23 protein-coding genes are annotated in these 20588 nt (G+C 68.4%); 11 read left to right on the top strand and 12 right to left on the bottom strand.

Translation table 11 applies throughout. The annotated features are described in order from the left end of the window. The first annotated feature begins 97 nt into the window (after positions 1-97). The 6 genes from MKK84_RS15440 to MKK84_RS15415 all read left to right on the top strand — a co-directional run bounded on the left by MKK84_RS15440 (position 98) and on the right by MKK84_RS15415 (position 4410). Positions 98-370, top strand: a complete 273-nt coding sequence (locus MKK84_RS15440; RefSeq protein WP_243921363.1) for a bacterioferritin-associated ferredoxin — start codon at positions 98-100, stop codon at positions 368-370. 43 nt (positions 371-413) lie between these two features. Beyond that, on the top strand, positions 414-911 hold the full coding sequence (gene bfr / locus MKK84_RS15435; RefSeq protein WP_243921102.1) for a bacterioferritin: 498 nt from the start codon (positions 414-416) through the stop codon (positions 909-911). A 329-nt stretch (positions 912-1240) separates the two neighbouring features. Beyond that, entirely contained in the window at positions 1241-2038 is a 798-nt protein-coding gene (gene dapB, locus MKK84_RS15430; RefSeq protein ID WP_243921100.1) for a 4-hydroxy-tetrahydrodipicolinate reductase, read from the top strand. A 10-nt stretch (positions 2039-2048) separates the two neighbouring features. Continuing rightward, positions 2049-2684 carry a 2,3-bisphosphoglycerate-dependent phosphoglycerate mutase gene (locus MKK84_RS15425; RefSeq protein WP_243921098.1) on the top strand — a complete coding sequence of 212 codons (636 nt, stop codon included), beginning with the start codon at positions 2049-2051 and terminating at the stop codon, positions 2682-2684. Then, a complete protein-coding gene (locus MKK84_RS15420) occupies positions 2685-3359 on the top strand; it encodes an alpha-ketoglutarate-dependent dioxygenase AlkB (protein ID WP_243921096.1) in 675 nt (224 codons plus the stop codon). 88 nt (positions 3360-3447) lie between these two features. Further along, positions 3448-4410 carry a hypothetical protein gene (locus MKK84_RS15415; protein ID WP_243921094.1) on the top strand — a complete coding sequence of 321 codons (963 nt, stop codon included), beginning with the start codon at positions 3448-3450 and terminating at the stop codon, positions 4408-4410. Positions 4411-4414: 4 nt separating this feature from the next. On the opposite strand, the gene MKK84_RS15410 is transcribed toward MKK84_RS15415, so the two are convergent. The 3 genes from MKK84_RS15410 to MKK84_RS15400 form a co-directional block, all read right to left on the bottom strand. Continuing rightward, positions 4415-6034, bottom strand: coding sequence for a gamma-glutamyltransferase family protein (locus tag MKK84_RS15410; protein ID WP_243921092.1), 1620 nt, complete (start codon positions 6032-6034; stop codon positions 4415-4417). 155 nt (positions 6035-6189) lie between these two features. Then, positions 6190-6606: a hypothetical protein gene (locus tag MKK84_RS15405; RefSeq protein WP_313899337.1), complete on the bottom strand. Its 417-nt coding sequence runs from the start codon at positions 6604-6606 to the stop codon at positions 6190-6192. 136 nt (positions 6607-6742) lie between these two features. Beyond that, positions 6743-7594 (bottom strand): hypothetical protein, encoded by an 852-nt coding sequence (locus tag MKK84_RS15400; RefSeq protein WP_243921089.1) that lies wholly within the window; start codon positions 7592-7594, stop codon positions 6743-6745. Positions 7595-7911: 317 nt separating this feature from the next. Between MKK84_RS15400 and MKK84_RS15395 the strand changes: the two genes are divergently transcribed. Both MKK84_RS15395 and MKK84_RS15390 read left to right on the top strand, forming a co-directional pair. Further along, on the top strand, positions 7912-8949 hold the full coding sequence (locus tag MKK84_RS15395; RefSeq protein ID WP_243921087.1) for an aspartate-semialdehyde dehydrogenase: 1038 nt from the start codon (positions 7912-7914) through the stop codon (positions 8947-8949). 328 nt (positions 8950-9277) lie between these two features. Then, on the top strand, positions 9278-11110 hold the full coding sequence (locus tag MKK84_RS15390; protein WP_243921085.1) for an alkaline phosphatase family protein: 1833 nt from the start codon (positions 9278-9280) through the stop codon (positions 11108-11110). A 58-nt stretch (positions 11111-11168) separates the two neighbouring features. On the opposite strand, the gene MKK84_RS15385 is transcribed toward MKK84_RS15390, so the two are convergent. From MKK84_RS15385 to MKK84_RS15375, 3 genes are all read right to left on the bottom strand, one after another. Continuing rightward, positions 11169-11447, bottom strand: coding sequence for a DUF2312 domain-containing protein (locus MKK84_RS15385; RefSeq protein ID WP_243921361.1), 279 nt, complete (start codon positions 11445-11447; stop codon positions 11169-11171). Positions 11448-11550: 103 nt separating this feature from the next. Further along, complete coding sequence (locus MKK84_RS15380; RefSeq protein WP_243921359.1) at positions 11551-11859, bottom strand: DUF1244 domain-containing protein; 309 nt, start codon at positions 11857-11859, stop codon at positions 11551-11553. A 56-nt stretch (positions 11860-11915) separates the two neighbouring features. Then, the gene (locus tag MKK84_RS15375; RefSeq protein ID WP_243921083.1) at positions 11916-12680 is read right to left on the bottom strand and encodes an N-formylglutamate amidohydrolase; all 765 of its coding nucleotides are present in this window, start codon (positions 12678-12680) and stop codon (positions 11916-11918) included. A 178-nt stretch (positions 12681-12858) separates the two neighbouring features. Between MKK84_RS15375 and MKK84_RS15370 the strand changes: the two genes are divergently transcribed. From MKK84_RS15370 to pyk, 3 genes are all read left to right on the top strand, one after another. After that, complete coding sequence (locus MKK84_RS15370; RefSeq protein WP_243921081.1) at positions 12859-14178, top strand: glycerate kinase; 1320 nt, start codon at positions 12859-12861, stop codon at positions 14176-14178. 127 nt (positions 14179-14305) lie between these two features. Beyond that, positions 14306-14728: a DUF1036 domain-containing protein gene (locus MKK84_RS15365; protein WP_243921357.1), complete on the top strand. Its 423-nt coding sequence runs from the start codon at positions 14306-14308 to the stop codon at positions 14726-14728. A 106-nt stretch (positions 14729-14834) separates the two neighbouring features. After that, positions 14835-16271 carry a pyruvate kinase gene (pyk, locus tag MKK84_RS15360; protein ID WP_243921079.1) on the top strand — a complete coding sequence of 479 codons (1437 nt, stop codon included), beginning with the start codon at positions 14835-14837 and terminating at the stop codon, positions 16269-16271. 59 nt (positions 16272-16330) lie between these two features. On the opposite strand, the gene MKK84_RS15355 is transcribed toward pyk, so the two are convergent. The 6 genes from MKK84_RS15355 to ubiG all read right to left on the bottom strand — a co-directional run bounded on the left by MKK84_RS15355 (position 16331) and on the right by ubiG (position 20500). Then, positions 16331-17338, bottom strand: a complete 1008-nt coding sequence (locus MKK84_RS15355; RefSeq protein WP_409566504.1) for an alpha/beta fold hydrolase — start codon at positions 17336-17338, stop codon at positions 16331-16333. Between the two features lie 5 nt (positions 17339-17343). Beyond that, positions 17344-17955 carry a tetratricopeptide repeat protein gene (locus tag MKK84_RS15350; RefSeq protein ID WP_243921074.1) on the bottom strand — a complete coding sequence of 204 codons (612 nt, stop codon included), beginning with the start codon at positions 17953-17955 and terminating at the stop codon, positions 17344-17346. Positions 17956-18079: 124 nt separating this feature from the next. Further along, a complete protein-coding gene (ykgO, locus tag MKK84_RS15345) occupies positions 18080-18205 on the bottom strand; it encodes a type B 50S ribosomal protein L36 (protein WP_003601867.1) in 126 nt (41 codons plus the stop codon). Positions 18206-18369: 164 nt separating this feature from the next. Continuing rightward, the gene (locus tag MKK84_RS15340; RefSeq protein WP_243921072.1) at positions 18370-18945 is read right to left on the bottom strand and encodes a PAS domain-containing protein; all 576 of its coding nucleotides are present in this window, start codon (positions 18943-18945) and stop codon (positions 18370-18372) included. Between the two features lie 177 nt (positions 18946-19122). After that, the gene (locus tag MKK84_RS15335) at positions 19123-19692 is read right to left on the bottom strand and encodes a YbhB/YbcL family Raf kinase inhibitor-like protein (protein WP_243921070.1); all 570 of its coding nucleotides are present in this window, start codon (positions 19690-19692) and stop codon (positions 19123-19125) included. A 46-nt stretch (positions 19693-19738) separates the two neighbouring features. Continuing rightward, on the bottom strand, positions 19739-20500 hold the full coding sequence (gene ubiG, locus MKK84_RS15330; protein WP_243921355.1) for a bifunctional 2-polyprenyl-6-hydroxyphenol methylase/3-demethylubiquinol 3-O-methyltransferase UbiG: 762 nt from the start codon (positions 20498-20500) through the stop codon (positions 19739-19741). Positions 20501-20588 lie beyond the last annotated feature (88 nt).

The raw sequence follows: 20588 nt of genomic DNA, 5'->3' as shown, positions 1-20588 counted from the left end.
AAAAGTCGCCACTTTTCAACTTTTCTAAACTGGCGGACAGGAGTGGCGCGGCCCGGACATGCGGGTCACGCCGGAAAAGGCGGGATCTGCGGGGCGCATGATCGTCTGTTCTTGCAATGTCATCTCCGACGGCGCCGTTCGGTCCTGTCTGGCACCGGGTCCGGGCTGTCCGCGGACCCCCGCGCAGGTCTATGCCTGCCTTGGATGCAGCCCGAAATGCGGGCGCTGCGCCCGGACCATCCGGGATATCATGCGCACGGCCCTGGGTCAGGACGGCGCGCCGGACAGCAGCCATGCCTGTTCCGCGGCTTGCGCTCAGGCTTGTAGTTTGGTTTTATTCCAAACTGCGGATGAGGGAGTCGCCGCCTGATGTGACTGCCCCCGCCTGAGTTTGCTGAAGGAGTTCGGGGGCAATGAAGGGCGACACCAAGGTCATCGAGTATCTCAATCGTGGCCTGCGCAGCGAGCTGACCGCGGTCAGCCAATACTGGCTGCATTTCCGCATGCTCAATGATTGGGGCTACATTGACCTCGCCAAATTCTGGCGCAAGGAATCGATCGAAGAGATGAACCATGCGGACCGGTTCGTCGACCGGATCCTATTCCTCGACGGTTTCCCTAATCTGCAGGAGTTGGATCCCCTGCGCATCGGTCAGAATGTCGAGGAGATCATCGCGTGCGATCTCGCGGCCGAGAACGAGGCACGCAGGCTCTATCTCGAAGCTGCGCAGTACTGCGATTCGATCAACGATCGCGTGTCCAAGATCCTGTTCGAGGATCTGGCGACGGACGAGGAGGGCCATATCGACTTCCTCGAGACGCAACAGGAGCTGATCAAGCAGATTGGTCTGCCGCTCTACGCGCAGCGCCACATCGGCGGGCTTGAGCCGATCGCCCCCGAGAAGGATTGATCTGAAACGGGCTCCGGCCGCGCCGGAGCCGGGCTCCGACATTTTTACTTCGTGAGCCGAGGCACTCTCTCCTCCCCTAGCGATACCGGGCCTGCCCGGGATCGATCGAGCTTGTGGGAAGGAGTTGGAGGTGGGGGTCCGTGCAGGATGGGTCGTTACGGAGCCTTCTGCACCACCCCCACCCCTGGCCCTTCCTCGCAAGGGGGAGGGCAAAAGCGCCTTTTTCTCAGGATGTTGGTGTTAGACCGGCACGTCGGAATCCGTTAGGCAGCGGGGAGGCGGCCCAAGGCCGGCTCCCCTTCTGTCGGGATAAGAGGGCAAAGATCAGAATGCGGCTCGTCGTGGTGGGCGCCGATGGGCGCATGGGACGGATTCTGGTGCGCGCCGTCGCGGAAGCAGAGGGGTGCACGCTCTCGGCAGCGATCGAGCGCCCAGGCTCGTCCGCCCTCGGGCAGGATGCGGGGATCCTGGCCGGCCTCGCGCCCCTGGGCGTCGCCGTCACCGATGATCCGCTTGCCGCTTTCGCTGCCGCGGACGGGGTGCTCGACTTCACGACGCCCGCGGCCACCATCCAGTTTGCCGAACTGGCCGCCCAGGCCCGCATCGTCCACGTGGTCGGAACCACGGGCCTGTCGGATGAGGATCGCGAGGCGCTGAAGGCGGCCTCGTATCACGCGCGGATCGTGCAGTCGGGGAACATGTCGCTCGGCATCAACCTGATGGCGGAGCTCGTGCGGCGCGTGGCGAAATCGTTGGGCGACGAGTTCGATATCGAGATCAGCGAGATGCACCACCGCATGAAGGTGGATGCCCCGTCGGGCACCGCGCTGATGCTGGGCGAGGCCGCCGCGGAGGGCCGCGGCGTAGAGCTGAAGGCGGTCCGCGTCTCGACGCGCGACGGCCAGACCGGCGCGCGCAGGCCCGGCGATATCGGCTTCGCGACCCTGCGGGGCGGGACGGTCGTGGGGGATCACAGCGTGATCTTCGCCGGCGCGGGCGAGAGCCTGACGATCAGCCACCATGCCGCCGACCGCGGGCTCTTCGCCACGGGGGCGGTCAAGGCGGCGCTGTGGGCCCACCCGAAGCCGCCGGGTCTCTACAGCATGACGGATGTGCTCGGTCTCTGACGGGGATCCTATGGAGCGCCTTCTCGTCCTCACTCGGCACGGCCAGAGCGAATTCAACCGCCAGAACCTGTTCACGGGCTGGCGCGACCCCGAGCTGACGGCGCGCGGCGTCGCGGAGGCGCAGGCTGCCGGCCGACGGCTGCAGCGCGAGGGCTTGTCGTTCGATGTCGCCTTCACGTCCGAGCTGGTGCGGGCCCGGCATACCTGCGCGCTCATGCTCGACGCGATGGGGCTTGCCGGCATCCCGGTGGTGCGGGACGGCGCGCTGAACGAGCGCGATTACGGCGACCTCGCCGGCCTCGACAAGGACGAGGCGCGCAAGCGGTGGGGGGACGAACAGGTCCACCTCTGGCGCCGCGCCTATGATGTGCGCCCGCCCGGCGGCGAGAGCCTGAAGGACACGGCTGCGCGGGTGCTGCCCTTCTACATCGCGGCGATCCTGCCCCGGGTGATGCGCGGCGAGCGGGTCTTGGTGGCGGCCCACGGCAATTCCCTCCGGGCCCTGGTGATGGTGCTGGACGGGCTCGCCAGCGACGCGGTCGCTGCCCTCGAAATCAGGACCGGCGAGCCGCTGATCTATCGGCTCGCCGCCGACACGACGGTCGCTGAGAAGAGCGTGCTCCCTCGGGACGAAGCGGGCGCCTGAGTGGCGACCGAACTGGCGCCGGGCCTGATCCACCACCCGGGCTACCTCGATTCTGCGGCCCGTCTCCGACTCGCCGCGGAGGTCGCCGCAATCCTCGACGCGGCGCCGCCCGTCATCCCCCGGATGCCGCGCACCGGGCAGCCCTTCTCGGTGCGGATGTCGAATGCCGGGCCGCTCGGCTGGGTCTCGGACCGGGACGGCTATCGCTATCAGCCGACGCACCCCGAGACCAGCCGGCCCTGGCCCGCGATCCCGTCGACCGCGCTGGCGGCCTGGGATGACCTGGCGCGGTATCCCGCGCCGCCGGAGGCCTGCCTGATCAACCTCTACGATCCGGCCGCCCGTATGGGCCTGCACCAGGACAAGGACGAGGCGGATTTCGCGGCCCCGGTCGTCTCCCTGTCGCTCGGAGCGCCCGCTTTGTTCCGCTACGGCGGGCTGCGGCGTACCGATCCGACCCGCTCGATCCGGCTGCTCGCCGGGGATGCCGTCGTGATCGGGGGCGCCTCGCGGCTGATCTTCCACGGGATCGACCGGCTCTATCCATCCGCCGATCTGCTGGCCGAGGCCCCCCCGCCGGGGTTTTTGCCGGCCGGGGGCCGCTGCAATCTGACGCTGCGCCGGGTGCGTGCGACGACAGGCCGAGCGGGCGAACCCGGGCTCCCAATGTCCTGATTGCTCAGGCGCTTGACAGCGGCGACGCGGCGTCCGACGCATCGCGGGAGGCGCAGCCCGACGGGCCGCCCTGGTGACACGAAGGCTGATGCTGGTGCGGAACCTGTCGCTGCGTCTCGGGTGGACCCTCGTCCTCGGGAATCTGGTTTTCGGCACCGCGGCCTGGGCCGGGGAGCCAGTCTTCCCGCCGGGATCCCGCTTCGGCTTCGAGCCGCCCGCCGACATGTCGCTGTCGCGCCGCTTCACCGGCTTCGAGCGCAAGGAGGGCGGCGCCACCGTGTCGGTGGTCGAACTGCCGCCGAACGCCTTCGCCGAGATGGTCAGCGGCTTCACCGACGCGAACCTCCTGAGCCAGGGCTTCGCGGTCGAGAAGCGCGAGGAGATCAAGATCGGCGACAACGAGGGCATGCTCTACACCGGCGAGCAGCCCGCGGATCCGAACGCCTCCGCGCCGCCGATCCGGAAGTGGATCCTCGTGATCGGCGCCCCCGGCGTGACGGGCCTCGTCATCGCCCAGGCGCTGCCCGACGCCGAGACCGAGGAGACCATGCGCCGGATGGTGACCGGGGTCTCCCTGCGCCCCGCGCTCACGCTGACCGAGCAGGTGGACGCGCTGCCCTTCCGGGTCGGCGATATGGCGGGCTTCCGTCCCGTCCGGGTGCTGGCCGGCAATTCGGTCCTGCTGACCCAGGGGCCGAAGGACCAGATGCAGAATCTGGAGCAGCCGATCCTGGTCCTGGCCCAGGCGGTGCAGCAGCCGCCGACCGCCGAGCAGCGCGACGGCTTCGCCCGCGCCGCCCTGGCCTCCAACCAGACGCTCAAGGACTTCGTGATCGAGCGGGCGCAGAGCTACCGCTCGAACGGTGTCGACTGGCACGAGATCGTGGCCCGCGCGGTCGACCAGCCCACCAACCTACCGGTGGTGGTCTCGCAGACCATTCGCTTCAACCCGGATGGCTATCTGCGCGCGCTGGGCGTGGTCCGCCAGGATCAGCGGACCGGGGTGCTGGCGAAGTTCCGCGAGCTGGTCGACAGCGTGCAACTGAAGTAGCGCCTCACCACACCGCCGCCTGCCCGTCGCGGCGCGGATCGCTCGCCGCGACGTAGCCTTCGGTCGCCGGATCACCCATCCGCCAGATGAACTGGCCGGCGCCGAAATCCTGGTAGCTGTCCTCGATCACCTCGATCCGGTGGCCCAGCGCCTTCAGCCGGTCGACGGTCGCGGACGGCATCGCCGACTCGACGTTGATGTCGAGGCCCTCGCTCACGCGCCAGCGCGGTGCGTCGCAGGCGGCCTGCGGGTTCTGGCCGTGGTCGAGCATCCGCACCAGGGTCTGGACATGGCCCTGCGGCTGCATGTTGCCGCCCATCACGCCGAAGCTCATCACCGGCGCGCCGTCCCGCGTGAGGAAGCCCGGGATGATCGTGTGGAACGGCCGCTTGCCCGGGGCCACGACGTTGGGGCTCTCCGGATCGAGCACGAAGCCATAGCCGCGGTTCTGCAGCGAGATGCCCCAGCCGGGCACCACCACGCCGGAGCCGAAGCCCATGAAGTTCGACTGGATGAAGCTCACCATCATGCCGGATTCGTCGGCCGCGGTGAGGTAGATCGTGCCGCCGGCGGGCGGTTTGCCGGGGCCGAACACCTGGGCGCGGCTGCGATCGATCAGCTTGGCGCGGCGCGCCAGGTAGGCGGGATCGAGCATCGCCTCGGGCGTCAGCTCCATCCCGCGCGGATCGGCGACGTACCGGTAGGTGTCGCTGAAGGCGAGCTTCATCGCCTCGATCTGGAGGTGCTGCGCCTCAGGTCCGTCGACGGGCAGGTCGGCGAGGTCGAAATGCTCCAGGATGCCCAGCGCGATCTGCGCCGCGATGCCCTGGCCGTTCGGCGGGATCTCATGGAGCGTCGAGCCGCGATAATCCTGGGCCGTCGGCGTGACCCATTCGGGTTTGTAGGCGGCGAGGTCGGCCGTCGTCATGGCGCCGCCGTTGGCCTGCGCATGCGCGGCGATCGCCGCGGCGATCTCGCCCCGGTAGAAGGCCTCCCCCTTGGTCTCGCCGATCAGCCGCAGGGTCTTCTCGGCGCCGGGGAAGGTCACCAGCTCGCCGACCTCCGGCGCCCGACCCTTCGGCAGGAAGAAGTCCGAGAACCCCGGCTGCCGGGTGATCGCCTCGATTCGGGCAGCGGCCGCCCATTTCTGCTGCACGACGACCGGGGCGAGGTAGCCGCGCTCGGCGATGCGGATCGCCGGCTGCATCAGGTCGGCGAAGGGGAGGCGGCCGAAGCGCTCGCTCAGTGCGACCCAGGCGGCGACCGCGCCCGGAACGGTGACTGAATCCCAGCCACGCATTGGCGGCCGCTCGGCCGGCCCGTACTTGTTCAGGAAGTAGTCCCGGGTCCAGGCCGCCGGTGCTCCGCCCGAGGCGTTGAGGCCGTGCAGCTGCTTCCCGTCCCACAGGATGCAGAAGGCGTCCGAGCCCAGTCCGTTGCTGCACGGCTCGGTCACGGTCTTGGCGGCGGCCGTCGCGATGGCGGCGTCCACGGCGTTGCCGCCCGCTTGGAGCATCTGGATCCCGGCCTGCGCGGCCAGCGCGTGCGAGGTCGCCACGCAGTTGCGCCCGAACATCGGCATGCGCAGCGACGGATATCCGGTCGTCCAGTCGAACGGCTTCATGGCTCGGATCCCGCCTCGGCAACCTGTCGGCTTCTGCACCGCTTGGCATACAGGATTACCGGTATCGGTGAAGGCCCGAAACCGCGAGGTCGCAAACGAAAAGCGCGGACCCGAAGGCCCGCGCTCGAAAGCACGTCATGTTTCGACGAATCGCCTTAGTAGGGGCGGCCGTAAAGCGGCGAGGTCGGGTCCAGCCGGTCGACGAAGGACAGGTCGACGTTGCGGACGGCCGACGAGCGGGCGCCGATGAACGGGCCGTTGGTGATCGGATCCGGCAGGATCCCGCGGCCGAAGCGATCGGTTGGGCCGTAGGGCGGGGTCAGCTGGTTCGATGCCGCGATCAGGTAGGGGTTCAGGGCCGGGTTGCGCGAACCGCCGGCGCCCGGAACGTTCGAGGTCAGCGGCACATTGCCGGCGTCCAGCCAGCTGCGCGGGCGAACTCGGATCGGAAGGGGACGGCTCACGCTATAAATTGGGCCGGGAACGAAACCGTCCTGCGCTTGAGCCGGCGCAGAGGCGCCAAAGCCGGCAGCGGCGATAACGCCGAGAAGTGCGATCCTGAACGAGCGCATGGCTAACCTTGCGTGTGAGTGCCACCAGTATGGCGACCGAAGCTTAACAGTTCGCCGCCTTTCACGATAAGACGCTTGGGCGAGGCTGTTGTTCCGCCTTTATGGCTGAGCTTGTGCGTTTTGCCACATTCAGGCCTTATTTTTTATTGCGCCCTCGTTTCCCCGCGGGTGTGATCGGACCAGAGACCTCCGCAACCTTCGTCACGGGGCAGGATCGGGACACGGGCGCTGTCGCCGAGAAGGCAGCCGTCGTCTCGGGATCGGCGAGATCGACGAAGCTCAGCGCATCGATCGTACAGGCCAGCGCCTGAGCCTCGGGTTGCTGTCCCAGCGGGGCGCAGGACCACCCGTCGAGCCGGAAGCCGGCCTCCAGGGTGACGAATCCCAGGCAGGTCCGAGGCGCGGGATTGCCAAACGTGACCTCAAGGGTATCGACCGCACCGAACTTGGTCTGGATCCGGCCGCGTGATCCGGTCCGGACCACCGCGAGCGCCGGCCGGTCGAGGGACGGGCCGGAAGCGGCGCGCCGGGCCATCAGGATGAACAGGGTCGGGGCCGCGCCGGCATTCGTGCCGCGCGTGAGCGTCAGCCGCAGCGCGGGAGCCTCGATGGTGGCCACATCCCCGCGGCTCAGCACGTCCTCGCGCAGACCCGTGCGCGGCTCCAGCCCGGCGGTGACGTGCACCGGATCGATCCCGGGCTGCGCAAGATCGAACAGGGCGACGGGGACCGGCAGCGCAGCCGGCGCGGCTGGCATCCTGGGCTTGAAGCCACCGTCGACTTCGATCGCCACAGCGGCTGCGCCCCCGGGTGAACCCGGTCCGCGGCCCGGACGCCATGCGGCGACGCAGAGCAGGGCGATTACGGCCGAGGCCAGCACCAGACGCACGCCAAGGGCGCCCGGCGACAGCGTCACCCAACCGGTAAGCCCTTCTATCGGACCGGCGGGCGCGCGCCCGTCCAGTGCCTCCCCCGATCCCGCCACCATGACACCCTGCGAACAGAGAACCGCGTGTTCCGTCCGCGATCGTCAGGGCGAAGGATTGAATTCCCCTGGCGATCCCAGGGCCGTCACCGATTTCCCTGCATCAGGGTGAATCGATCGTTGCATCGGCCCCGGCCTTGACAGCACTGTTCCGGGCGCGCCTTGCTCGGGCAGGCCGTCGATCCCACCTCCGTCGAGGATGGGATCCGCGGCCGCGTCCGTTCGGCGGGCGCCGTCCGGCCGGAACGATCCTTCGGCCGATATGTCTGGCTTGAGCGTGGCACCCGGATCGGTCGGGGCTTTCCGCGCGGAGACGAGAGATGGGTTACAAGGTCGCCGTCGTCGGCGCCACGGGCAACGTGGGCCGCGAAATCCTCGATATCCTGGCCGAGCGGGCTTTCCCCGCCGACGAGGTCGTGGCGCTGGCCTCGCGCCGCAGCCAGGGCCAGGAGGTCTCCTTCGGCGACAAGACGCTCAAGGTCAAAACGCTCGATTCCTACGACTTCTCCGACACGGACATCTGCCTGATGTCGGCCGGCGGCGAGACGTCGAAGGAGTGGTCCCCGCGGATCGGCCAGCAGGGCTGCGTCGTGATCGATAATTCCTCGGCGTTCCGCTACGACGCCGACGTGCCGTTGATCGTGCCCGAGGTGAACGCCGACGCGGTGGTCGGCTTTACCAAGCGCAACATCATCGCCAACCCGAACTGCTCGACCGCGCAGCTGGTCGTCGCCTTGAAGCCGCTCCACGAGGCGGCCACGATCAAGCGCGTCGTGGTCTCGACTTACCAGTCGGTCTCCGGCGCCGGCAAGGAGGCGATGGACGAGCTGTTCAATCAGACCCGCGCGGTGTTCACCGCGGGCGAGATCAAGGAAGGCGGCAAGTTCACCAAGCGCATCGCCTTCAACGTCATCCCCCACATCGATGTGTTCATGGAGGATGGCTACACGAAGGAAGAGTGGAAGATGGTCGCCGAGACCAAGAAGATGCTCGACCCGAAGATCAAGCTGACGGCCACCGCCGTCCGCGTCCCGGTCTTCATCGGCCACGCCGAGGCGGTGAACGTCGAGTTCGAGCGTCCGCTCTCGCCCGAGAAGGCCACCGAGATCCTGCGCGCCGCCCCCGGCGTGCTGGTGATCGATAAGCGCGAGAACGGCGGCTACATGACCCCCCACGAGGCGGCCGGCGAGGATGCGACCTACGTCTCGCGCATCCGCGAGGACGCGACGATCGAGAACGGTCTGAACTTCTGGTGCGTCTCGGACAACCTGCGCAAGGGCGCGGCCCTCAACGCGGTGCAGATCGCCGAGGTGCTCGTAAACCGGAAGCTGCTCAACCGGTCCAAGCGCGCCGCCTGAGGGCCACCGCGACGTCTCCCTCTCCCCGCGTGCGGGGAGAGGCTGGCAGGCACCTTGTCGTGCCTGCAGGAAGCGCAGCCGGAACGGCGGTGAGGGGACGTGTCCGTATGAGTCTTGTCCTGAATCGCCCCCTCACCTTTGGCTAACGCCTCGCTTCGGCGACGACGAGGTCGCCGAAGCCCTCTCCCCGCAAGCGGGGCGAGGGGTAATCGCCGCCATGGTTGGCCCTGTCGGCGATCTGCGGCCCACCGCGCTTCGCAAGCGCCCCTGTCACGCGTCTGTCACGCTCTGCCCTCACGCCGGTCACCGAAACCATCGGAGAATCGTCGTGCGGCGTGCACTCTCATCCTGCCTGATCGGATTGGCGCTCCTGGGTTCGTCCCAGGCTCAGGCCGAGACCCGCAACGTCGTGCTCTTCGTCGCCGACGGCCTGCGCTACGGCATGGTCACCGCCGCCAACGCCCCGACCATGGATCGGCTGATGAAGGCCGGCGTACGCTTCACCAACACCCACTCCCTGTTCCCGACCTTTACGATGCCGAACGCCACCGCGATGGCGACCGGGCACATGCTCGGCGATACCGGTCAGTACGGGAACACGATCTACACGGCCTTCCCGGTGCCGGGGGCGGGCGAGAGCCTCACGCCGTTCCTGGAGAGTGATCCGGTGCTCGGCGATGTCGATGAGCATTTCGCCGGCAATTACCTGAACGAGGAGACGATCCTGCGGGCGGCGCACGCCAGGGGGCTGTCGACCGCCAGCATCGGCAAGCTCGGGCCGTCCCTGGTCTTCGATCACACGGCCCGATCCGGCCAGGAGACGATCCTGATCGATGACAGCACCGGCCGCCCCGCCGGGATCCCGCTGAGCGACGAGCTCAAGGTCCGTCTCGGCACCGCCGGTCTGCCGGTCCAGGCGCCGACCCGCGGTGCCAACGGTACGGCCGGCAATGCCGACGCGCCGGGAACGCTCGCCGCCAACGTCGATCAGCAGGCCTATTTTGCCGATGTCGCCGCCAAGGCGGTGCTGCCGCTGTTCAAGGCGCGCAAGGCGCCGTTCGTTTTGGTGTTCTGGTCTCGCGATCCGGACGGGACCCAGCACAACCAGGGCGACAGTCTCGGCCGGCTGGTCCCGGGCATCAACGGCCCGACCAGCCTTGCCGCCATCCGCAACGCCGACACCAACCTCGCCACGCTGCTGGCCGCCCTGAAGGACCAGGGGCTCGCGGAGACGACCGACGTGATCCTGACCTCGGATCACGGCTTCTCGACCATCTCCAAGGAGAGCGCGACGAGTTTTTCCGCGACCCAGAGCTACAAGGGCGTCCCGAGCCGTCAGCTGCCGCCGGGCTTCGTCGCCATCGACATCGCGCACGCGCTCGGCCTCGGCCTGTTCGATCCGGACGCCAAGGGCGCCAAGCTCGGTGCGGAGACCTTCCCGAGCCGCGCGAACGGCCTGATCGGCACGGATCCGGCCAAGCCCGACGTGGTCGTGGCGGCCAATGGCGGCTCGGACCTCGTTTACATTCCGAACTGCGACCGCGCCCTGGCGCAGCGGGTCGTCGAGGCTCTGTCCCGGCAGGATTACGTCAGCGGCCTATTCGTCAGCGCCGCTCTGGGCTCGATCCCGGGCACGCTGCCCCTTTCGGCCATCGCGCTGGACGGCTCGGCCCTGACGCCGATGCCCGCCATCGTGGTCAACTTCCGGAGCTTCTCCACCGGCTGCGCCGATCCGACCACCTGCGGCGTGGAAGTCTCCGATACCGGGCTGCAGCAGGGCCAGGGCATGCACGGCAGCTTCTCGCGGGCCGATACGCGCAACGTGATGGGCGCCGCCGGCCCCAGCTTCCGCGCCGGCCTCGAAAGCCCGGTCCCGGCGAGCAATGCCGACCTCGGCAGGACCATCGCGCGGATCCTCGATCTGACGATCCCCGACAAGGGCACGCTGGTCGGGCGGGTGCTTACGGAAGCGCTGGCCAATGGGGCGACGCCGAAAGCGGAGACGCATGTCCTGCGCTCGGAGCCGGACACGACCGGCCTCACCACGATCCTGCGCTATCAGACGGTCGGCCAGACCCGCTATTTCGACGCCGCCGGCTATCCGGGGCGGACGCTGGGCCTGATTGACGAAACCCATCCGGCGCCTGCCGAAGCCCATTGAAGACCGCGAAAGTGCCGTTTCCCGTGCCGGACCCAAGATCCGGCACGGTGTCGTCGGGCTACGCCATGCCGAGCGCCTGCATGTACAGCTCCAGAATGGCTTCCTGCTCCTGGCGCTCGCTGTGATCCTGCTTGCGGATCCGCAGGATGGTGCGGACCGCCTTGGAGTCGAAACCCCGGCCCTTCAGCTCGGCGAACACCTCCTTGATGTCGCCCATGATGCCGGCCTTCTCTTCCTCAAGCCGTTCGAGCCGCTCGATGAACTGCTTCAGCTCGTCGGCGGCCACGCCTTCGGCCGACGAGACGTCGCCGCCGGGCCGCTGCGCGGCGCTGGGCATCGAATGGGCGTTCATGGGGCTCTCCGGACTACACGGCGCAGTTGCGCCCTGACCCGTGGTTAATGGGGCGAACTTACCGGAAGCTGAACCGATTCGCGGCTCCTCAATGCCCCTTGGTTTGATTCGCCGCGAAGCCCGCCTGCTGCGTGGGGCTGGCCTCGGTTTGATGCTTCGCCTTCCATACCTCATACGGCATGCCGTAGACCGCCTCCCGACTCGCGTCCTTGGTGAGCGCCACGCCCTTCTCGTCGGCGGCGTCCTTCAACCAGTTGGACAGGCAGTTCCGGCAGAAGCCCGCGAGATTCATCAAATCGATGTTCTGCACGTCCGTGCGCGTCCGCAGATGCGCCACCAGCCGGCGGAACACGGCTGCTTCGAGTTCGACCTGCGTGCGTGCTTCGAGATCATTCATCAATCGCGTGCCTTCTTCGCGTACGAACTCGAATTTCGGAATCGGTAGCGCCGGGATCAAGCCGCCATCAGCGGACGCAGGATGCGGGCGAAGCGCGCGGCCCACTCCGCCTGACCGGCCTCATCGGTGATCAGATCCTGGCGGATCTCCACCAGGGCATTCGGAAGCCCGCGCGCTGTGGCGTGGCGGTCGATTGTGTCGCCCGGCAGGCCGCCGCCATAGGGCTGGTTGTCGCCGACCGTCAGCCCGGCCGGATCGGCCGCCAACGCGTCGATCAGCGGTCGGGCGAAGCGCGTGTCGTGGTCGTACAGGATGCCGACCTGCCAGGGTCTCGGGATGCCACGCCAGTACGGCGTAAAACTGTGCATGGTCAGGATCTTAGCCGGTTGCCCCGCTGCCTCTGCGGCTCCGATCGCGGCGTCGATGGCCTCGTCGAACGGCGCGTAGAACCGGGCGATCCGCGCCTGCTTGCCGGCCGCGTCGATCCGGGCATTGCCCGGAACCACCGCGCCGTCGGAGAGGCGCATGATTAGTGTCGGGTCGGCCCGGCCGCGGTTCGGATCGATGATCAGCCGCGAAAAATTCGTCAGGATCGCCGGCGCGCCGAGCTGCGCCGCCAGGCTCCGGGTCACCGCCGCGGCACCGATGTCGTAGGCGATATGCCGGGCGAATTCGGAGGGCGGCAGGCCGAGCTCGATGTCCGGTGGGACATAATTCGAGGCATGGTCGCAGGCGATGACGAGGCCGCAGGCGGGATCGCCCGGTATGATCTCGCAGGGATGCGGCACCTGGGCGGCGGCTTCATTCTCCGGACGGGTCACGGGGCTCCGAGGTCTTCCAATCTGTGCGGGCACGCCGAAGGCGCTTGCCGTGGCGCGAAGGCTCGGGCAGATCACCTATCAAGGATCGTGCGCTCACGGCAAGAAACGGGCCCGCCGCCCCGGCAAGAAACGGGTGGGGATCGTGCGATCGGGTCGAGAGAGGAGCCCGTCCGACGCCATGACCGAGACCGTCCCGCCCGCCGCAGATCCCGCCATTCAGGGGCAGCGCGCGCTCCTCGACAGCCTCCTCACGGCGGCGATCCGGGCCGCCCATCCCGATCTCGCCCTGCCGCCGCACCTGCCCGAACCGAGCCCGGGCCGGCTGATCATCCTGGCCGCCGGCAAGGCCGCGGGCAGCATGAGCGCCGTGGCGAGCCGCTTCTACCGGCAGAAGCACGGCCTCGGCGACGACCGGATCGTGGGGCTCGCGGTGGCACGCCATGGCTACGGACAGGACGCGCCCGGGATCCATATGGTCGAGGCCGGTCACCCCGTACCTGACGAGGCCGGCATTGCGGCGACCAAGGAAGCCCTGCGGCTCGCCACAGAGGCCGGGCCGGACGACGAGGTTCTGGTGCTGCTCTCCGGCGGCGGCTCGGCCAACTGGATCGCCCCGGCCGGTGATCTGACGCTGATCGAGAAGCAGGCGATCACCCGCGCGATGCTGCGCTCCGGCGCGCCGATCGGCGAGATCAACACGGTCCGCAAGCACATTTCCCGGATCAAGGGCGGGCGCCTCGCACTCGCCGCCCGCAACGCACGGCGGATCCTGACGCTGGCGATCTCGGATGTGCCGTTCGACGATCCGGCGGTGATCGCGTCCGGGCCGACCGTGCCAGACCCGTCCACGCTGGCCGATGCGCGGGCCATCTGCGAACGCCGCAACATCCCGCTACCGGAAGAAGCGACGCGCCTGCTCAACGACCCGAACAACGAGACGCCGAAGGCGGGCGATCCGGCCTTTGCGCGTGCGGAATACCGCATCATCGCCCGCCCGATCGACGCCCTGAACGCGGCGGCCGAGGCGGCCAAAGCGGCCGGCTACGAGCCCGTGATGCTGGGCGCCGATCTGGAGGGCGAGGCCCGCGAAGTCGCCGCCGAGCACGCCGTCGCGGCCAAGCGCTACAAGGCTTCCGGCCAGCGAGTTGCGTTGATCTCAGGGGGCGAACTGACCGTCACCATCCGAGGTGAGGGCAATGGCGGGCCGAACCAGGAATACGCGATGGCCCTCGCCGTCGCCCTGGCGGGCGAGCCGGGCATTTCCGGTATCAGTGCCGATACCGACGGCACCGACGGCGGCCGAGGCCACGCCACCGACCCCGCGGGCGGTATCGTCGATCCCACCACCCTCGAGCGCGCCCGCGCCGCCGGCCTCGACCCGGCCGCGATGCTGGAGCAGAACGACTCGACCGCGTTCTTCGCGGCTCTCGGCGACCTCGTGAATCCCGGCCCGACCTGTACCAATGTCAACGATTGCCGCATCATCCTCGTCAACTAGTGCGTTCTCCGCGGACGTGGACGCCGGTTTGGCGCAGAAGAGCGCCCCAAACCAAAGGCTTGGAGCCGTGGGCGATTGCAGCGCGATCGGGCATGGCTTCAGCGTTCGCGTCCGGGCGGCTCAACTCCTGCCCGCACTCACGGTCCTCGGGTTCGCGCTCCTCGGTGCGGGCCCGGCGAAAGCCGACCTGCGCCTGTGCAACCAGACCGGCAGCAAGGTCGGGATCTCGCTGGGCTACCGCGATCCGCAGGGCTGGGTCACGGAGGGGTGGTGGGACCTCGCACCGAAGGCCTGCGAGACCCTGCTGAAAGGTGCGTTGGCGGCCCGATTCTACTATGTGTTCGCGGTGGATTACACGCGCGGCGGCGAGTGGAGTGGGCGCTCGCTCATGTGTACCCGTGATTCCGAGTTCACCATCCGCGGACTCGAAGATTGTCTCGCCAGGGGCTACGACCGCAATGGCTTCTTCGAAGTCGATACCGGCGAGCAGAAGAGCTGGACTGTTCAGCTGACCGATCCGAACCGCGCGGACGTCCCCGCCAAACCGTAGGGCGACGGCGCCGTCACTGCACGATTCGCTGCGGGTCGCCCCCGCATCCGTCCCAATAACCCGACGACGCCTGAAGGCTCGCGGTGAAATACCCGGAGGATCCCGCTTGAAACGCTCCCGCCGCACGAAGATCGTCGCCACCCTCGGGCCGGCCTCCGATTCACCCGAGATGATCGAACGGCTGTTCCGCGCGGGCGTGGACGTGTTCCGGCTCAACATGAGCCATCTTCCCCGGGAAAAATTGCCCGAGAAGGTCGAGGCGATCCGCATCATCGAGCGCGAGGCCAAGCGTCCGATCGGGATTCTCGTCGATCTGCAGGGGCCGAAACTACGGCTCGGCACGTTCGCGGACGGCGCCGTCACGATCGAGGCCGGTGCGAGCTTCGTGCTCGACGGCGACCCGACGCCCGGCGATTCCGCACGCTGCCACCTGCCGCATCCGGAGATCCTCCAGGCCCTGGAGCCCGGCCACGCGATCCTGCTCGACGATGGCAAGCTGCGGCTCTCGGTGGTCGAGACATCGGAGAACCGGGCGGTGACCCGGGTCGAGGTCGGCGGCCGCATCTCAAACCGCAAGGGCGTGTCGTTGCCCCACACGGTGATCCCGGTGCCGGCCATGACCGACAAGGATCGGGCGGATCTCAACGCGGGTCTCAATGCGGGCGCCGATTGGATCGCGGTGTCCTTCGTTCAGCGCCCCGAGGACGTGGCGGAGGTCAAGAAGGTCTGTGCCGGCCGAGCCCTGGTGATGGCCAAGATCGAGAAGCCGCAGGCGCTGACCCGACTGGACGAGATCATCGAGATCTCGGACGGACTGATGGTCGCCCGCGGCGATCTCGGCGTGGAGATGCCGTTGGAGCAGGTGCCTGGCGTGCAGAAGCGCATCGTTCGGGGAGCCCGGCGCTTTGGCAAGCCGGTCGTCGTCGCGACCCAGATGCTCGAGTCGATGATCACGGCGCCTGTCCCGACCCGTGCCGAAGTCTCGGATGTGGCCACCGCGGTCTACGAGGGCGCCGATGCCGTGATGCTCTCGGCCGAGAGCGCTTCGGGCGCGCATCCGCTCGCCGCGGTGGAAACCATGAGCCGCATCGCCGAGCAGGTTGAGCGAGACGCGCTTTACTGGTCGATCATCCGTGCCCAAAGCGCCACGCCGGACCACACCGCCAACGACGCGATCGCGGCGGCCGCGCATCAGATGGTCGACGCCCTCGACCTCGACGCCATCATGGCCTGGACGAGTTCCGGTTCGACCGCCCTGCGCCTGTCGCGCGAGCGCCCGAACGCCACGGTGATCGCCCTGACGCCCCGGCGCGAGACTGCGCGCCGCCTCGCGCTCGCCTGGGGCACCCATCCGATCGTCACGAAGGATGCCAGTGACGTGGACGACATGTCGTTCCGCGCCGCCAAATTCGCGGTTCGCGAGCGGTTCGCGGCGGTGGGCGATCGGGTGATCGTGGTGGCCGGCCTTCCGTTCGGCACGCCCGGAGCCACGAATCTCGTGCGGCTCACCTTCATCACCCGCGAGCACGCCGAGAAGGCGTGACGCGCTCTCGAGTTCCAGTGCTCGAGGAAACGACATCGGAGCGACGTGAAGAGAGCGCCTCAATGTGCGGCGGGTGCAGCCGTCGCGGCATGGGCCAAACTGTCAGACAGCGTGACGATCTCCTCCGTCACGCGGTCTGACGCCACGTATTGGAGCATGTGGCCGATCCCCGGCAGCAGGACCAGCCGCGCGCCCGGGATCGCCCGGGCCAGCGGCATCGCCTGCTCCGCGCTGCGCACGATCGGATCCGCCTCACCGGCGATAACCAAGGTCGGGATCCGGATCTCGCCATAGCGTGGGGCCTGAGCCGCCAGCGCCTTCGTCAGACCGAGGAGGTCCTGCACATTCGCGAGTAACGTACCGGGCCGCAGGACGAGGGTGGCGCGGGCGGCTTTCGGATAATCGGGGTTTTCCGGTTGGGGCGTGAACACCCGGCGTGCCGCCTCCGGCAGGAATTGCTGCGCGAGCGGCGGCCCGATCGTGCGGCTGAGCAGCCACGCCACGGAAGGCTGCATGGCGACCCGCCAGTACCAGGGCAGATCCGGCACCCGGTCCGGCATCGGCATCGCGACGGGCGCCGCCAGGACAAGCGCCGAGACCCGCTCCGGATGATCGAGGGCAAGCGCCAGGGCCAGCGACCCGGCCCAGGAATGGCCGAAGACGATCGCCGGACCGACATCCATATGGGCGAGCGCTTCCGCAATCAGGCGCGCCTGCACGGTGGGCGCAGCGGCATCGGCGCCCGCGATCCGGTCGCTCCAGCCGAAGCCCGGGCGGTCGAAGGCGATGACCCGGAACCCGTGTGCGGCGAGGCGCCGACCGATTCCCTCCATCGGGTCCGATGCGTTGGCCGAGGCGCCATGCAGGAGGATGATCGGTGGCCCGTCCGCCGGCCCACCCTGAAGCGTGGCGAGACGGCCGCCAGTCACCGCGACGAAGGGGCCGGCCGGCGGATAGGTAGCGTTCACCCGCAGCGTGATCGCGAAGCTAACGAGCGCTCCGATGGCGAGGACGAGGCCGAGTGCCGCGAACGGCAGGGCCAGGAGCGTGAGGAGAAGGCCGAGCATCCGCGTCAAAGGTCGCGGCCGTCGACCTCCGGTGCGAGGCGGTCGATCGCCTCACCGATCTTGTCCATCTGCGGGTAGAGCATCTTCGCCCGGCGGAAGGCCGACAGGGCGCGAGCCTTGTCGTCCTGCGACTCGTAGATCCGGCCGAGGGCGGCCCAGGCCTCGAAATGGCGCGGCTCCAAAACCAGGGCACGCTTCAGATCGCCGATGGCGTCGTCCTTGTCGGTCAGGAGCCAGAACACCGTGGCGCGCCGGTTCCAGCCCTCGGACCAGTTGGGCTCAAGGGCCGTGACCCGGTCCATCAGCTCAGCGGCGAGGGGAAAATCGTGGGCGGTGACGGCTTGACGGGCGCGATCCGTGAGCAGGTCGGCAGTCGGACTGCCCGAGCCGGCGAGGCGCCGCTCGATGAGCTTCGCGATGCCCTTGGCCTCGACAGGATCCTCGCTGGCACGCAAGCGGGCGAACAGGTCGTCGAGGCTCGGTGGCTTGGGCGCGGGCTTCGCCTCCGGCGCCGTCCGCCCCGAGCGATTCGGCTCCGGCGCAGCCCGCGCGGCGGGCGATACCACGATCAGCGCCAAGAGGCAGACCAGTGCGGCGGGGAGGCGGGTCGGCATCATGGGGCCAGAGTGTTCGCCGTCGACAAGCTCGTCAACGTGCCCCGGTGCCGCGCATGCGAAAACAGCCGCGCCCGGGTGGGCGCGGCTGCTGAATTCCGGCCTGAGCCGGGCTATCCGAATGGCTTCAGCCCTGACGGGCCTTGAAGCGCTTCTGGGTCTTGTTGATCACGTAGACCCGGCCCTTGCGACGCACGAGCTGGTTGTCGCGGTGACGGCCGCGCAGGGACTTGAGGGAGTTGCGGATCTTCATCGGTCTCTCGAGCCCGGAGGGCCGTCCATGGAAAGGGTGTCGGGAACGTCGTCGCGGGGCTGGACGCGCGAACACGTCCGGCGATCACGGCACACGCATCGCGGAATGGCGTCGCCATATCAGGATTGCCCCCGGTAAGGCAAGGCGCCGCCACGACAGGACGGTCAATGAATGCTCTCCAGATGCGGGATCGGCGACGGCTCCTCCAGCTGGCGTCCGATCTCATGCAGCAACACGTCGAGTACCGGCTTGAGTCGATCGAACTGCTGCTGGCCCAGGTTCGCCGCCGACTCAAACAGCATCAGCGCCAACTCGGCGACACGGTCGATCCCGCCGGCCACCACGTCCGTCGCGCGGAAGGTGACCTCATCGAGAACGCCGGCATGGCTGCTTGCGGTGACGTCGATGACGATTCCGCGCGCCTCGCACACGGAATTCCCGGCGTCTAGATTGAAGCGCCCGCGCGCCAGAACCCACCGGACATCATCCGCTAAAGGAACGGTCCGGAACTGTGGCGCGAACTGGCCGCCCTGCCGACGAAGATCGTCGATCAGCGCCTCGATCCGCAGCTGATCCTCGGGGTGAATGCGGTCGAGGAGAGACGTGAAGCTCCCGCCGCGATCGCCCCGTGCCCTGGGTATCCCGAGCATCCCGGCCGCGACTGCGTCGCAGCGGAGGATCTCGTCGTCCAGATGCCATTCCCAGGTGCCAACGTCAGATGCTGCGAGTGCGCGTGCCACGCGCTCGTTGCCCCGCCGCTTCGGCCGAGCGTCGACCCCCACAGGCCCGCTCCCCAATCACACTTCGACGGTGCTGCCCGAATGCAGGGATGCTAAGAGGAATATTAGAAGCTCGTCAAACGTGGCACAACGTGTTGTTCGCGGTCATCGCCCCAATTGTGCGACACCCGTCGACACTCACGCGCGGGCGTAAGTCCCGATCAGCACGCCTTTGGCCAAGACGAGGCCTTTCATTGCGTCGAGCAAAGCGCTGCGGCCAGGATTCTCATCGAGGTCGAGGGTCTGCCCCAGAGCGTAAATCTGAAACAGATAGGCGTGCTGGCCGTGGCCGCTGGGCGGATCCGGCGGGAGCCAGGCCGTCTGCAGGAAACTGTTTCGACCGAGCGGGACATCCGGACTGGCGCTAGGCTTCGAGACATCGCCTTCGTCCAAACCCGACCGTTCCGACGGGAGATTCCAAACGATCAGATGGACCAGCGGCTGCGGCGTCGGGCTACCGGCATCTTCGACCAGCAGCACAATGGATGCGGTGCCGGGCGGCAGGCCGCTCCAGGCGAGCGGCGGCGACAGGCCTTCGCCATCTGCGGTGCAACGGGCCGGTATCGCAGCCCCGTCAGCAAACGCATCACTGCTCAGGGTGAGCGATGCCGGGACGTCCGGAAAGGATGCGTGGAAGGCGGTCTTCTCGGTGCCTGCCTTAAGGCCCGACAGGGCTTCGCCCAAAGCACTGGGTATCTTTTCGAGCATCGTCACTGTCTCCGCCGCGGTGCCAACGGCGGAGGATGCGTCCGGTTCAGTCCCGTCGCGCGGCTGCGACCATGTAGTTCACCGCCGTGTCCCGGCCGGTGCGCCAGCCGTCGGTCAGCGGGTTGTAGACGACCCCCACCGTGTCGCTGACCGAGAGGCCGCCCGTCCGGATCGCCCGGCCGAGCTCGTCCGGCGTCACGAACTTCCCCCAATCATGCGTGCCCCGCGGCAGCCAGCCGAGCACGTACTCGGCGCCCACGATCGCCAGCGCGAAGGAGCGCATCGTCCGGTTGAGGGTGGCGGCGAACAGCATCCCGCCCGGCTTCACCGCCGCGCAGGCTGTGCGCACGAAGGCCGGCATGTCGGAGACGTGCTCTACCACCTCCATGATCAGTACGGCGTCGAACCTTTCCCCGTCGGCCACGACCGCCTCGATCGTCGCACCGCGATAATCGACCGGCACGCCGGCCGCTTCGGCATGGGAGCGGGCGACCGCGATGTTCTGCTCGGCCGGATCGAGCCCCGTCACCGTCGCGCCGAGCCGGGCCAGCGGCTCGGACAGGACGCCGCCGCCGCAGCCGACATCGCAGATCGTCAGGCCGTCGAGCGGGAAGGGGGCTCGCGGGTCGCGCCCAAAATGGCGGCATAGGGCGTCGCGGATATAGGCGAGGCGCACCGGATTGAATCGGTGAAGCACCCGCATCGGTCCGGACTCGTCCCACCACGTCGCGGCGAGCGCGTCGAACCGGGCGACCTCGCCGTGATCGACGAAGCCCCCGCTGCCGCGATCCGTGGCTGCCCTGTCCATGCGCGTCCCGTCCTCGAAGGTCCGGCCGGCCCTTAGCACGACGGCGTCAGCCAAGTCGCTGCGTCGCGCGGGCGTCATGCTTGGCCGG

The organism is Methylobacterium sp. E-065, assembly GCF_022829605.1.
Lineage (GTDB): Bacteria > Pseudomonadota > Alphaproteobacteria > Rhizobiales > Beijerinckiaceae > Methylobacterium.
Note: the sequence above shows the minus strand (reverse complement) of the source record. Positions and strands in the feature narration are given on the sequence as shown.